A 13,295-nucleotide genomic window follows, 5' to 3' on the forward strand; every position below is an offset into this window, starting at 1 on the left:
AGGCGTTGTTTTTGTAACCGTTTACAATTACGTGTTAATATATCCTAATTGATTAGAGACTAACTTAGCCGTCTTCATTACATCTTGAACCATTCGGCCAATGTCTTGACTCATCATATAGGAAACAGGTCCTACCATGTTTAATGCAGCAAAAGTGTGTCCTGCATATGTTTGAATCGGTGCTGCGATCCCAAATAAACCTAAATCATTTTCATTATTACTAATGCTATATCCATTTTCTTTAATAGCTGCTAATTCCTTTTGTAATGTATCAATACAAGTAATTGTATTAGTTGTATACGCGGTTAAGCCTCTTTCAATTGTTGGCTTTATATATTTTGGATTATACGAGAGTAATATTTTCCCTGTACTCGTACAGTAAGCTGGTCTTTTCGCCCCTACAAATGTAGGTACCGGTATCGAATTTTTTGAAGAAACCTTTAATACAAATCTTACATTTCCTGCATCAAACATACCGATATGTACAGTTCCATTATAGTTTTTCAGTAGATTTTCTAGTAAAGGAATGGCCTCACTGTATATGTCTTGTTGATGCATTACATGATTACTCCATTCTAATAACTTCCAACCTAAACGGTATTTCTTTTTACTATCTTGAATTAAAATACCAAGCGAACACAATGTTCTAACTAAATGGTGCACAGAACTAGCATTCATATTTAATTTTTCAGCTATTTCTAAATTTCCTAAGACTGGTTCATCTTCTGTAAAGCAATCTAATATTCTAGAAATCTTATGAACTGAAGAGATCATGAGATATTCCCTCCCCACGAAAAGCTAAAAAATTTCATAAACACCCAACTTTCCTAAAATTAGTCGTTAAATTTTAGAATTCGCTAGATGATTCGATTGTCCTTTTAAATTGGTTCACCTATTAATTTATTCGCACCATTTAAAGCGTCATCAACCATTGTAAATGATTTTTTGCGCTTCATTTGATTGTAAAAGATTGCTCTTTTTCTAATTGGATCACCAGTATAATATCTTTCGTATTGTAGAGCTCTTTGTCCAAATGCCTCTCCACATAAATCCCATGCTAGCTTAAATAATTGCACTCGCTCAAGAGATGAAACGCCTTCTCTACCTACATAATATTTATCTAATGAATTTCTTAGTTCAGGATGTTGAAAGTCTGCCTCAGTAGGTGACATTAGCAAGCCTCCTGCACCAATCGTTTGGATTACTTCTATCGCTCTAGGATACATTGTTGGTAATAATCCTCGAATCGTTTCAAGAGGTTCCATTGCCGGTCTTACTTCCCCAGAAGGTAAAGTTTCATATTCATTCTCGGCAGTACGCAGTAAAGCTCTGATTGTTTCAACTGATTGAAGTAGTTCTCCTAAATCATTTTGGACATTTAAATAGCCATCTACGCCAATTGAATCAGCTAGTTTACAAGCTACTTCTGTTGCAAACGCTAGTTTAATATAGCCTCTAATGCCAGATTGATGGGCAGGTTGCTGAGCAATGCCTGTTTTTGGATATAGATTATTAGCTGCCTCAACATTATTATGGATAAATACTCGATTCCAAGGGACTAATACATCCTCAAAAACTAGTACCGCATCCATTTCTTCAAATCTAGAAGCTAAAGGATGATCAAAGAATGATCTTTTTCCATCTTGCATTTGTTCTCTACAAATAATTTTTAAACCTGGTGTATCTATTGGTAAAGCAAAAGCTAACGCATATCGCTCATCACCTTCATGGAATCCAGGGAATGAATAAATAATAACTTCATCTGTAATTGGAGCAAGCGTAGCCAGCATTTTTGCGCCTCTAACGACTAAACCCTCAGCGGTTTCCTCAACAGCTCCTAAATGAGTAAATAGATCTTTTTGTTCATATGAAGGCTTGCTTCGGTCATTTTGTGGATTGATTATGGCATGAGTTAAAAATAGATCCTGATCTCGGACAAATTTAAAATAGTTTTGAACATTTTTAGACCATTCAGGATTGTATTTATCCAAAAACCAAGAATTACTGGCCATAGATGTTAATACAACATTTAAGAAATCTGGTGTTCTTCCCATTAATCCGAAAGTTGACTTTGCATATGCCTCAAATAATTCACCACGAGCTTTAATATCTTCAATCGTTTTTGGCACTAAAAATGCATTTGAAATTCTTTCACCAGTTTCACTACAAATATGTGTAATTTTCTCCTGATACTTAGCATCAAATTGTAAATCAAATAATTTCGCAATTTCTAGTATCGGTTGCTTAAATACTGGATGATTCACAAGATCCTCTACCTTTTCACCGCCAAGCCATACTTCAGGTTTTCTCGACTTTAATCCTTCAATATACTCTGCACCAGTACGAATTCCCACTAAACTTCCCCCTTAACCGCTTCATTATATTTGAATAAATTGAAATCCCCTCAAACTAAGATTGATTAACTTTTGTATTTAAAAATGAACCATTAAAAAACATTAAAGCGCTTTCATTTTGGTATGAAAATTCTTTAACTTCACCAACAAACAATACATGATCCCCACCGTCATATTCTTTCCAAGGTAAGCATTCAATTGTTGCCAAAGCACCACCAATTTTAGGACCGATCAGTGTATCTTCCCAATTGATAACTAAATCATCTTGTGGACGACCAGCAAATTGCCATGCAATATTTTCCTGATCAGAAGTAAGGATATTCACGATAAAATTTCTTTTCTTTAAACCATGTAATGCTTTTGCTCTTCTATCGATTGATACTAAAACAAGTGCAGGATCTAATGATACAGATGTAAATGAATTAACCGTAATTCCACTTCTATTGCCATCATCATCTTTAAACGATACAACAGTCACTCCAGTAGCAAACTTACCAAAGCAATTTCTTAATTCTCTTGTATCCATTTTTAAAGAACCTCCATTCATGTTTTTTAAATCTAAATTCAATATAATTAATTTAAAAATTATGAACAATCAAATAATTTCACATTATGAAATTTAATATATTTCTTTAAAGAAAAATTGATTTTTTCTTCATTAAATAAAAAGTAGTCATTTTTTCCGTTTTCACAGACTTTAAAAAGAAAGAGCATGCCACGTTCAGCATGCTCTTTTTATTATTCTTAATTAAAAAAACTGAGGAAAGTAAATCGAGAGAGTTTCATATCTTATTAATATAGCACCTTTGTTTTCACAAACTTTTAATACAATATTCTTTTTTAAAAATAATTGTGACAAGTACTACAGTTTTGGGAACCACCTTTAACTCTTTTTACTTTACTACTACACTTTGGACATACGACATATAAAGAGTCGGGACTACTACTTAATGAACCACTTGTAAAAATGCTATTATACCTCTGTTAACTTTCTCGAATGACATGATATAGATCCCACCTAATATACCGATTACAATACAAGCTAGAATCATAGTACCTCCTAAAAATTGGAAAATTTCTATATATTTATCATAATGGTTTCCCAATGTTTCATCAATCTATCATGATAACAATTTAATTCATACAGACAAATTAATGAAAGTTTCAAACAAATTTTTCTTGCTACTGATTAGATATAAAATGCGGTTTGACTATATTTTCCGTACATGTTTTCCATAATAGAGTATTCGTCGATTTTAACTTACGTTCCCCCTTCTGTTTTTTGTGCATAAATTATCGTATCAATAATGAAAGGAGGGAGAAAAATTCATGGGATTATTTATTAATAAACATGATCATCCAGATGTTTATAAAAATATCGAAAAAATTCAGGCCCAAAATCAAAGTTTAGTTCGACATACTGCCTTAACAGAGCTTATAAAAGAACAACAATTAAGTAATACGAACCTAGCAAATTCAATCGCTGAACTGAAACCCCAATATGAACAACTTGAAGAGATGCAAACCACTCAGTGGAATCGAATGAAAGAACAAATAAATAATCTAATTGTTAGTAGTCGTAATCGTGAGGATATAGAAAACATGATATTAAAAAGGCTACATTCAATAGAAGAAAGTGAAAAGTTATTAAAAGAATCGATTATTGATCAAATGAATAGCTTAAGTGAAACTTATCAAGAATTGGTAAGTCGCATGAAAAAAAATGAATCATTAAACGAACATCTTACATTACTACTGAACAAACAGCTTGAACTACAAAAAGAAGTAGCTGATACTTTACAAAAACAAGAAGAATTCCAAACAGGGGTACTAAATCGATTAGACACCCAAGAAGCTTTAACCGAAAAAATCTCCCGCCAACTCAATCATATCCGTTCCATTATTTTTGAACGAACAGACTATATTGCTACTAAACTAGAAGACAGCTATAAAAAAACATCAGCATATGTCTATAAACTTATGAATGGAACTGAACAACCAACTTATTCTACGTTGGTCAATAGTAAAAAGAAAAAAAATCAACAAAATACTGACTGATCATATCATTCAATATTAATAAAAAAAATCCCTGATTTATAAAAAATTCAGGGTTTTTTATATGTTTTATTTATACTTTATTTTTATCATTCAAAATCGAGGTTACTATGTGTAGTGAATCCCATTCCCCGCTAGAAAATTTTATAATAGGATATTTTTTTGGAAATAGCTTACTACTGATTTCTTCCGCTGTAACGCCTTCTTTTTGTAAAGTTAAAACATCATGTTGAAGTGATAATAAATAATCTTTCTTTCGTTCCATCGCTGCGCGACCATCCTCTACAAAACCTACATGACTGCAAAATACATCTTCAAAATCATAAGCTAAAACTCGCTCTAAAGAATGAATAATTGTTGGGATATGCTCTTCTGCTAATACAACTTTTGTCCGTTCGGTTACATATAAATCACCAGTAAATAATTGTCCTGTATCACGATTCAAAAATGCATTATGATCTTTAGCATGCCCTGGTGTCGCAATGACTTCCCAAGTCGCATTTCTGGATTGAAACTGCTCAGGAATTGCTTGCGCATCAAATGCCTTTCTTCTTCCCCAAAACAGTTGTCGGTATAAAGGATAATCTGCTCTTCTTTTACATTCATCAATCGCTTTTTCACTTAAAAATATAGGCACTTTTTTCATTTTTCCAACATAAGCCGCGTTGCCCGAATGATCCTCATGAGAATGAGTCAGCATTACTTGATCAAAATCTGTTTGCTCAACAAACGATTTAAAATATTTATGTAAGGACTGTGCTCCAGTATCAATTAATACTCCATCAACTACATAACAGTAAACATTCAAAGTAACACTTTGAAATTTTACGACTCCATTCATGTACTTTACACCATTTTTCTTTCCTAAGTATGATTTTTTCTTAAGAAACAAACTAATCCCCTCCCTATGCTCACACAAACATTACAAAAGCTGACCACGATTTACTTAAGTTTTGTCGATCATAATAAACTTTCAATTAACTTAATTCGAAATATTAAGAATAATGATATTAGACGATGCCCTTCAAATATTGATTAAATAACTGTTTATATTACTTTTTTATTATTCCTTAATAATTATCGTTTGGCGTTTCCGTTTTTACGAAAAATCATATACGCTATTAGGAACAGAAATAAAGGTACGATGACAAAAAAGTGACTTAGTTCGTTAAATACACAAATCCAAATATACAATAATGAAGCAAAGATCCCACTGCTAATAAATGCGATGACTGACTTTTTCCAGATGCCCCAGATGATGGTTACTGGTACAGCAATGATACTAGTCCAAAGCACCATGCTGACGATAAAAAACAACATCTTAAAACCTCCGTTTTATGTAGACTCTTACAAAAGTTACTATTTTTTGAAATTTACTCAATTATATTCTATAGTACGTTTGAATGGGAAGTTATTGAACTAAACTTTTTGGTCAAACATAATTGAAAGCTAACTTAAACTTCATAAAAGGATTTTGGATTCTATACACTACAAGACTTCATCATTCTTTGACTTTTTACGAATTTAGTAAATAAGTAGCGTACAACTGGTCCCATGATGAGAAGCTGTAGTGGCAATGCAAATATAAAATTTCTAGAAGCAATCGGAAAGTAACTTTTAAGTAATGATTCTTCTAGACCATTAGATAAATAGGCAGTAACTAATCCATAAAGGGACATACAGAGAACCATTCCAATCACCAAAGAATTACAAAAAGCTTTTTAGATTTATCATATGGTAGCGATAATGCTAATTTTTGAGCAACTGGTCCCACAATAAATGACTCCAATATGAATGCAACAATAAAACCCAGTAAAAGTTGTATTAGTATTCCTTTTAGAGGTATTTCTCCAATCAAGTCATTGATTATTAAATTATAAAATGTCATGACCACTACCATCCCAGCACACATCATTAATCCATAATAAAAACTTTCTTTCTTCGTTGTTGGCATCTCCATCATCCTTTCTTTTAACACCTTCGTTATTATAGCGTTAGTGGAAAGGTCTTCATAAGTGAACATTTTGTGAACTTTTCATTGTATATTTAGCTATTTTTTTTCAAGCTAAATGTAGACTTTTTTATAACTTTAGTACCTTCAGCAAAATAAATAGGACTACCGAAGCAGTCCATATTGATAGTTTATCGCATGCTTAGTCACAATTCATCTTATTCACGCGTAAGTTTCTTTTCTAAATAATATTGCTTAAATCCTTTCGGATGATCTTCTACAATCCCCACTACCTTAAAGCCTAGTTTCTGATAAAAGTCTGGTGCTTGAAAGCTAAATGTATCTAATAGGATTAGCCTACAATTATTTTCTATTGCCGTTTTCTCGATATGTTGTAACAACTTTTCACCGTAACCTTTACCTCTTAATGCATTGTCCACCCAAAGATAATCTATATGTAAATGGTACCAGACAATCGTTCCAGTAATGCCTCCAACAATTTCGCCGGTATCATTTTTAAGTATACAACTAACATTAAATGATGCTTGTTTCACTTCATCTGGAAGCATTGCTAGATTGTATTCAATTACCTTATTTCGAATATAATCACAATCCTCTTTAACCCATTGATTAGATATGTGCATGTTTTTCCTCCTTCCTACCAAAATAATGAAATTTTGGTGACATATTGAGAATCTATTTTTCTTACTTATTAAGTTAAGAGATTCAGATTCCAATTAAATTGATAATGATTAAATGTATATTTCTATTTCATCTTTTAGCTAACCTGCCTGCCAAAATAAAAAAAACAGCCCTTTTACCGATAAAATAGCTGTTTTTCAAATCATCTATTAAGTTAAAAACTTTTCTCTACATTGATTTTTCTTCATTCAATTCATATTTCATCAAGCTTCTTCCCTCATAAAACTTTTCATATATTATACCCAATATATAGTAGAATACGAGACCAAAACAAATATGAATCAGTGTAAACTTAATGCCAAATGAAGTAAATTCATATATTGCTGTTGGTATTTTTGCTGTTGTCCAAACCCCCAAGAAAAACACAATATAACGAATGCTTGCTCCTTTTTGTAAAAAAAGGACTGCCATTGGAAAAGCTACATATAAGGGACCTGCTGCAATTACTCCTAAAACTAGTGAGAAAACTGTGCCATAAATACCTGATTTTTTCCCCATATATTTGATCAGTGTTTCTTTCTCTACCCATTTATCTAGTAGACTAACAAATATTAAAACAGGAGGAAGTAGAAATAGCATATTTATAATGCTGTTTCCTGTTAATTGAAATGCCTTCCAACCTAGCCTTTGATTTAAAAAGGTAAGAATCAAAAATCCAATTAGTAATACGAAAAAGAAACGATATCTTTTTAATGCATTCATCCCATCACCACCCAAATTATATATGCAAATAAAAGTGACATAACAATTCCTGCTGCATTACGTGAATATGCAAAGCCTCGACCAAATAATTTTTGTTCCATTGGTATCGTAATCACTCCAACCGCCATCATTGTCGACATTAAAGCAGCAACTTGTGGGAGGCCAGCACCATTTTGGACTAATGTATCCCCTAATGGAAATACGATAAAACTTGGTATTAGTGCAAACGAACCTATAATTGTAGAATAAACTATACCCATCAATCCAGATTTTTCTCCTAAAAATGATGAAATGAAAGATGGTGTTAGTAAAGATAGTGAAAGTCCTACGAAAAGCATAATTGATAAAATATCAGGTAAAATATTACGAAACATCTTCCATGACTGTTTTAGAGCTTCTTTTGTCTTGTTTCTGTCCTTTATAAAAGAAATACTGACAAGAATAATAGCAATAGAGTACAATATGATCCCATTAATCATGGTTAGATTCCTTCCAAACTTGATATTTTTCTAAGAAAAATGATAAGTTCTTAATTTTTCTTTCAATATTTATTTGAAATTCTTCTAATTTTTCTTTACCAACCTCAGTAATCTTATACATTTTTATCGGCTTATCTTGTTCAGTTGTACCTAAATATGACTCTACAGCACCTTCACTTTCTAATTGTTTTAATGTGCGATATAAAATGGAGCTATCAATTGGATTGATAGGAAGCTCTTCCTCACATTTCTGCCAAAGCTTTCCCCCGTAGCTATCTCCCTCTGTTAAAAACAGTAAAAGAAATGCTCCAGTATGTCTCCCTGTATGCTTCATGACACTTAACCTCCTAAATTTAATGTAAAAGAAATCAATAACGATTAATACTCCGTATATACTGTTAATCACATTGTACTGTTATTAACAGTATAGTGTTATTAACAGTATATGCAGGTATCAATATAATTTCAACAACAATCCACCATTAATTGAACAAAAGTTTGATCCTGAATCAAAAAAACCGATTTCCTTTTTGGAAAATCGGTTTAAAAAAATTAATTTTGTCTTGTATTCAATCTTAAAAATTAAAATTCAGTCCAGTAGTAAACGACTGTCGTAAGTAAGGATATAATTGTAAATGATAAAGACACTAAAAAAGAGAATGACTTTTGTGTTACTGCGATAGGCCCTTCTGTCCCGGTAACTTTCATGCCCGTTTGTGATTGTGTACTCAAATTAACACTATTCGATGCAAAACCTCCACTTCTCGTGAAAAAACGAATAACAATCGTTACAATTAGTCCAACAAAAAATGCATAGTCGATCATTTTAGCATTCATTAAATCTGAAACGAACCAAGTTAAACCAATTAGAACTCCTAATGTGATGATTGCAAAAATTAACTTCTTCAATTCCATCTCCCTTTCGAATGACAAATACTTGTTACGAAACAATTTAATTTATGGTAAATATATCCATATTTATTAAATACTTCTATTTACGTTCGATCATTTCCTTCCAAACCCATACAAATTTATTCCGCTTTTCATTACAGTTCTAATCATAAATAGATAAAAGGTAATGATTACCATCAAATAGAATATTGATATAAATGGAGGGATCTTATGAAACACTTATTTTTTATTTTCGCGATGTGCCTCATTCTTGTCGCTTGTCAACAGAAAGAGAAATCGATTGTAATAGAAACAATGACAGATACCACTACTCTTGAAGATGTCCCCGTAGTTGATTCAGTTGGGTATTCAGAAATAGATTACTTATACGATGCGATGTATCGTGGGCACAATGAGTATGCAGGTACTTTAGTGGTCGATAAGGATTATTACATTAAAAATAAATTTCAACGTGGTGAGGTTGTATTCTTCAAAACACCAAAAACTGGTCAGAAAAATGTTGCTCGAGTAGTTGGATTACCCGGGGAAAAACTTGAAATCAAAGATGGTAAGATATTTATTAACAATAAAATATTAAAAGCTTTCTATGCAAAATCTATGAATAATGGAATTTCAGACTTTCATACTTATCAAAAAATGATGAAAGCAAATGGGAATGAAATCATAGGTGAAAATGATTGGAAAGAATATTTTCATAGAAATCTTAAATCAGTGATCATTCCTAAAAATGAAGTGTTTATACTCGCTGATAATGGTTGGAGAATACAAGACAGCTTTGAACTTGGACCTATATCTCAAGACTATATTGAAGGGAAAGTTTTGGGTATGGCTGAAGATTACTAATAGTTGAGCGAATTAATTTTGATTCATTTCATAATGTAAAGAAGGGTTTTTAGGTCCCCTTCTTCTCACTTGAAAGTAGTTCTGTCAAAATTGAAAAGTAATCTTATTCATTATTTGTTTTAGAATTTTACTATACATTTCAATATTTTTCCATTTCATGAAAGGAAGCTAATCATTTGGGTAAAAAAGTTCTTGATATTGTGAAGCTTAGAAAAATTGCCATTCTTTGTTGGCTCATCTCAATTCCGCTGAACTTCATTGGCCGACTCATTTACGGGTTTAATGTCTTTTTTTATTTAGGCATTTTCTTCTTATTCTTATTTGTGGTGATTACCCTATTTTTCTGGAGATGCCCTAATTGCAAAGAACGGTTGCCATTTCAAATTAATTTTGACACAGAAGTTTACGATTATGTGAGATGCCCACATTGTGAAATAAAAGTGGAAGACGGCGAAATCATTGAATAATTCAAATGTATTTGATTTATCTTCCTCTTTACTAAAAAATTGGGTTACTACTTAGGCTTATGGAAATAATGATTAAGTAGCATAACCTTTGGAAATCATTTACAATGTAGTTAGCAGCTTTTGTTCAATACATAATAAAATATTCTTATTTTGAAGGGCGGTAAATGAAATGCAAACATTTGAAAATGTAACAATTCAAGCAACTGTTCAAGCACCAATTGAAAAGGTATGGCACTATTGGAACGAGCCAGCTCATATTAAAAAATGGAACACTGCTTCAGATGACTGGCATACACCTTTTTCTGAGAATGATTTAAGAGTTGGTGGGAAATTCGCATCAAGAATGGAAGCAAAGGATGGAAGTTTTGGTTTCGATTTTGGTGGAATTTATGATGAAGTAAATACAAATGAGTATATTGCATATACACTAGGTGATGGTAGAAAAGTTACAATCACTTTTAAGGATTTAGGAGACGCTACTGAAATCGTTGAGACGTTTGATGCTGAAACTCAAAATCCAGTTGAGTTTCAACAACAAGGCTGGCAAGCAATTTTAAATAATTTCAAAAAGTATGCAGAGGAAACATCTAGATTCTAACGATCGTTTTTATTTAGATAGTAACTAAAATAAATTTGTGGCATTAACTGTGGCTTTGTTTATTTCAAAGTCCATGGTCATGCCACTTTTTTAATTATGCCTTCCTTCCTAAGCATTAGAGATTTCTTTCAACTGTCTTTTTGCATGTTATTCTTATTCAGCAATTTCTGTACATGCTCATTAGGGCTCCAGCAATCAAATTTATAGGTCGTTTTTGTTTCGAAACCTAAACGACTGCAATAATATTTCATATTTCTTGATTCTTTCACTGCTTTAAAATGTTTACAAGTAGCACATCAATGAAAATCTTTCATTAAGACATGCACCTTTCCCTTTTTCTAATCCAAATTAGATAGTTCATACTCATTCTCCTATCAATTTATCTCTTAAACTACTCATATAAAAAACAGTAAGTACGACTTTAGAATCATCCTTCTTCTAACCTCATTTTACCTTTTCATATTTATTACTTTATTTACATTTTATCTCTAAAATTGAAGCATCAAACCTTTGAAAGGGTTTTCTCTTTGAGAAAGAGCATGATAAACACACATTTTTTATAATAGCCTGTCTTTGATTCAACATAACTATCATTTGTTCATAAAATATATTGATAGGGGGGATAACTAAATGGATCGCGCTATTCTTTTAATGTTAGCTAGTATTTTAGCAGGTTTTGCTTTATTAAGAATTCCTTTAGAAGGTACTTTCTTAGCAAGTTTAGAACCAGTAACTACTATAATTGGTATTTTAGCTGTTGTAATTTTCTCTCTTGTTCTAATCTATAAAGGTTTTATGTCTTTACTGGGTAAATAAAAATTTCTTTTTGCCCAGATCATCAATATATATATGGACTTATATTTTACTATATACCACCTGTATCTATGGAAATCTAAGGTACAGGTTATTTTTATTTTTACGATTTTACTAACGATTTGTTAGCTTTTCGTAAATCATACTTACATTTGAATAAAAGTGAACAATTAAAAAAAATAGTAATAGTTCAATCATCACGCCAATTGGAGGAACGATTAGTATTAAATTCATTATAAATATGATGATGAGAATCACTAATAATAAAACAATATGGTTTATTTTCAAATCCAATCTATTATTCTTACATTTGTGAAAAACAATAGAAGTTGATAAAAAATAAATCAATACAGAACCGAAAACGAAATAGATCATATATGAATAACTTACTTCATTTACATACATTAATTTAATAGATGCTGCAATCATGCTTAGAGACATTAATATAAATAAATGCCCATAAATAATGGTCTGTCCTGCCCTTTTAGCATGTTTGGTTACCTTCCGTTCGATGTTATGAAAATAATGCAACCAGATCAAAATAATAAAAATAAACGTAATAATTGAAAAGAATATTGCATGCCAACTTCCACTTAATGGTTGTAGTATAGTAATGGTGCTAATGACGGATTCTCCAAATAATATTAAAGTAAATAAAGCAAAGCGTTCAAGCAAATGAGCCGGATTTATTGGTGCTTTTACCAAATACTTACGTCCTAATATTGGAACAATAATATCAACTATTATCCCCGCATACAATATTACGTACCTCATCCAGGAGTCAAAAAATAATGACAGAAATGAAATGAAAATCCCAATCCAAAAACGCGTTCCTAAGTACATAGCTACCTGTTTTCTATGACCATTTTCAAGCCTTAATACTCGCAGATATTGTATCGCTGTGATCGCTCTAATTCCAATATAACCAATTAGAAATGAAAAATAGTATTGGTCAAAATCCACTGATAAGCTCGATACCAAAATGAGTACAAAAAACATTTGAAGAACCATAAAAACCTGTTGATTAATATGATCTTTTCCAAACCGATTTGTAAACATGGTTTGACCAGTCCAAGACCACCATATAGGGATGAACATTAAGACAAATTTAAATAAATATTCTGGATGTACTATCCCATTCTCCACGTGGATTAGTACATGTGTTGAAGTTGTTACAGCTGAAACAAACAGTAAATCATAAAATAGTTCTAACCATGTTACTTTCTTCTCTTCCACATTTTCCATTCCTTTTCCATCTACCAATTTTTTCTATAATTCTTTATTCGACAATAGTATATTGAATTCCTACTTAGATAATCAATTGAAAGAATCAGTGTTCATTCAATTGACTAGAATAATTTAATTCTCTCTGTTGATACTAAAAATTAGCATGAATATTTTCACTTTGAGAGGATACAG

General features: G+C 31.7%; 16 protein-coding genes and 1 pseudogene. 5 read left to right on the forward strand and 12 right to left on the reverse strand.

The genetic code is table 11. The features are described from left to right. Positions 1 to 27: 27 nt before the first annotated feature. The 3 genes from ABID96_RS12530 to ABID96_RS12540 all read right to left on the reverse strand — a co-directional run bounded on the left by ABID96_RS12530 (position 28) and on the right by ABID96_RS12540 (position 2,880). Complete coding sequence (locus ABID96_RS12530; RefSeq protein ID WP_087999301.1) at positions 28 to 774, reverse strand: IclR family transcriptional regulator; 747 nt, start codon at positions 772 to 774, stop codon at positions 28 to 30. A 104-nt stretch (positions 775 to 878) separates the two neighbouring features. Beyond that, positions 879 to 2,354: a 4-hydroxyphenylacetate 3-hydroxylase family protein gene (locus ABID96_RS12535; RefSeq protein WP_192602331.1), complete on the reverse strand. Its 1,476-nt coding sequence runs from the start codon at positions 2,352 to 2,354 to the stop codon at positions 879 to 881. A gap of 55 nt (positions 2,355 to 2,409) precedes the next feature. Beyond that, a complete protein-coding gene (locus tag ABID96_RS12540) occupies positions 2,410 to 2,880 on the reverse strand; it encodes a flavin reductase family protein (protein WP_192602332.1) in 471 nt (156 codons plus the stop codon). 803 nt (positions 2,881 to 3,683) lie between these two features. Between ABID96_RS12540 and ABID96_RS12545 the strand changes: the two genes are divergently transcribed. Further along, positions 3,684 to 4,412, forward strand: a complete 729-nt coding sequence (locus ABID96_RS12545) for a hypothetical protein (protein ID WP_192602333.1) — start codon at positions 3,684 to 3,686, stop codon at positions 4,410 to 4,412. Positions 4,413 to 4,482: 70 nt separating this feature from the next. On the opposite strand, the gene ABID96_RS12550 is transcribed toward ABID96_RS12545, so the two are convergent. The 8 genes and pseudogenes from ABID96_RS12550 to ABID96_RS12585 all read right to left on the reverse strand — a co-directional run bounded on the left by ABID96_RS12550 (position 4,483) and on the right by ABID96_RS12585 (position 9,152). Continuing rightward, positions 4,483 to 5,301, reverse strand: a complete 819-nt coding sequence (locus ABID96_RS12550) for an MBL fold metallo-hydrolase (RefSeq protein WP_192602334.1) — start codon at positions 5,299 to 5,301, stop codon at positions 4,483 to 4,485. Positions 5,302 to 5,486: 185 nt separating this feature from the next. Continuing rightward, positions 5,487 to 5,729 carry a hypothetical protein gene (locus ABID96_RS12555; protein ID WP_192602335.1) on the reverse strand — a complete coding sequence of 81 codons (243 nt, stop codon included), beginning with the start codon at positions 5,727 to 5,729 and terminating at the stop codon, positions 5,487 to 5,489. Positions 5,730 to 5,890: 161 nt separating this feature from the next. Beyond that, positions 5,891 to 6,363, reverse strand: a pseudogene (locus ABID96_RS12560) (DUF2798 domain-containing protein). 215 nt (positions 6,364 to 6,578) lie between these two features. Next, the gene (locus ABID96_RS12565; RefSeq protein WP_192602336.1) at positions 6,579 to 7,004 is read right to left on the reverse strand and encodes a GNAT family N-acetyltransferase; all 426 of its coding nucleotides are present in this window, start codon (positions 7,002 to 7,004) and stop codon (positions 6,579 to 6,581) included. Between the two features lie 226 nt (positions 7,005 to 7,230). Then, positions 7,231 to 7,764, reverse strand: coding sequence for a permease (locus ABID96_RS12570; RefSeq protein ID WP_192602337.1), 534 nt, complete (start codon positions 7,762 to 7,764; stop codon positions 7,231 to 7,233). Continuing rightward, positions 7,761 to 8,243: a hypothetical protein gene (locus ABID96_RS12575; RefSeq protein ID WP_192602338.1), complete on the reverse strand. Its 483-nt coding sequence runs from the start codon at positions 8,241 to 8,243 to the stop codon at positions 7,761 to 7,763. Before ABID96_RS12575 ends, ABID96_RS12570 begins: the two co-directional genes overlap by 4 nt. Next, entirely contained in the window at positions 8,236 to 8,577 is a 342-nt protein-coding gene (locus ABID96_RS12580; RefSeq protein ID WP_192602339.1) for a PadR family transcriptional regulator, read from the reverse strand. The genes ABID96_RS12575 and ABID96_RS12580 overlap by 8 nt, the downstream gene beginning before the upstream one ends. Before the next feature lie 248 nt (positions 8,578 to 8,825). Then, positions 8,826 to 9,152, reverse strand: coding sequence for a hypothetical protein (locus tag ABID96_RS12585; RefSeq protein ID WP_192602340.1), 327 nt, complete (start codon positions 9,150 to 9,152; stop codon positions 8,826 to 8,828). A 213-nt stretch (positions 9,153 to 9,365) separates the two neighbouring features. On the opposite strand from ABID96_RS12585, the gene lepB reads away from it, so the two are divergent. From lepB to ABID96_RS12605, 4 genes are all read left to right on the forward strand, one after another. Beyond that, positions 9,366 to 9,998 (forward strand): signal peptidase I, encoded by a 633-nt coding sequence (gene lepB, locus ABID96_RS12590; RefSeq protein ID WP_192602341.1) that lies wholly within the window; start codon positions 9,366 to 9,368, stop codon positions 9,996 to 9,998. A 176-nt stretch (positions 9,999 to 10,174) separates the two neighbouring features. Beyond that, on the forward strand, positions 10,175 to 10,465 hold the full coding sequence (locus ABID96_RS12595) for a hypothetical protein (protein ID WP_192602342.1): 291 nt from the start codon (positions 10,175 to 10,177) through the stop codon (positions 10,463 to 10,465). Positions 10,466 to 10,634: 169 nt separating this feature from the next. Beyond that, a complete protein-coding gene (locus tag ABID96_RS12600) occupies positions 10,635 to 11,063 on the forward strand; it encodes an SRPBCC family protein (protein WP_192602343.1) in 429 nt (142 codons plus the stop codon). Positions 11,064 to 11,693: 630 nt separating this feature from the next. Next, on the forward strand, positions 11,694 to 11,879 hold the full coding sequence (locus ABID96_RS12605) for a hypothetical protein (protein ID WP_087999286.1): 186 nt from the start codon (positions 11,694 to 11,696) through the stop codon (positions 11,877 to 11,879). A gap of 111 nt (positions 11,880 to 11,990) precedes the next feature. Here ABID96_RS12605 and ABID96_RS12610 read toward each other — a convergent pair whose 3' ends face one another. Beyond that, on the reverse strand, positions 11,991 to 13,112 hold the full coding sequence (locus ABID96_RS12610; RefSeq protein ID WP_192603136.1) for a low temperature requirement protein A: 1,122 nt from the start codon (positions 13,110 to 13,112) through the stop codon (positions 11,991 to 11,993). Positions 13,113 to 13,295 lie beyond the last annotated feature (183 nt).

The sequence above is a fragment of the Gottfriedia sp. OAE603 genome, from assembly GCF_040543965.1.
GTDB lineage: Bacteria > Bacillota > Bacilli > Bacillales > Bacillaceae_G > Gottfriedia > Gottfriedia solisilvae.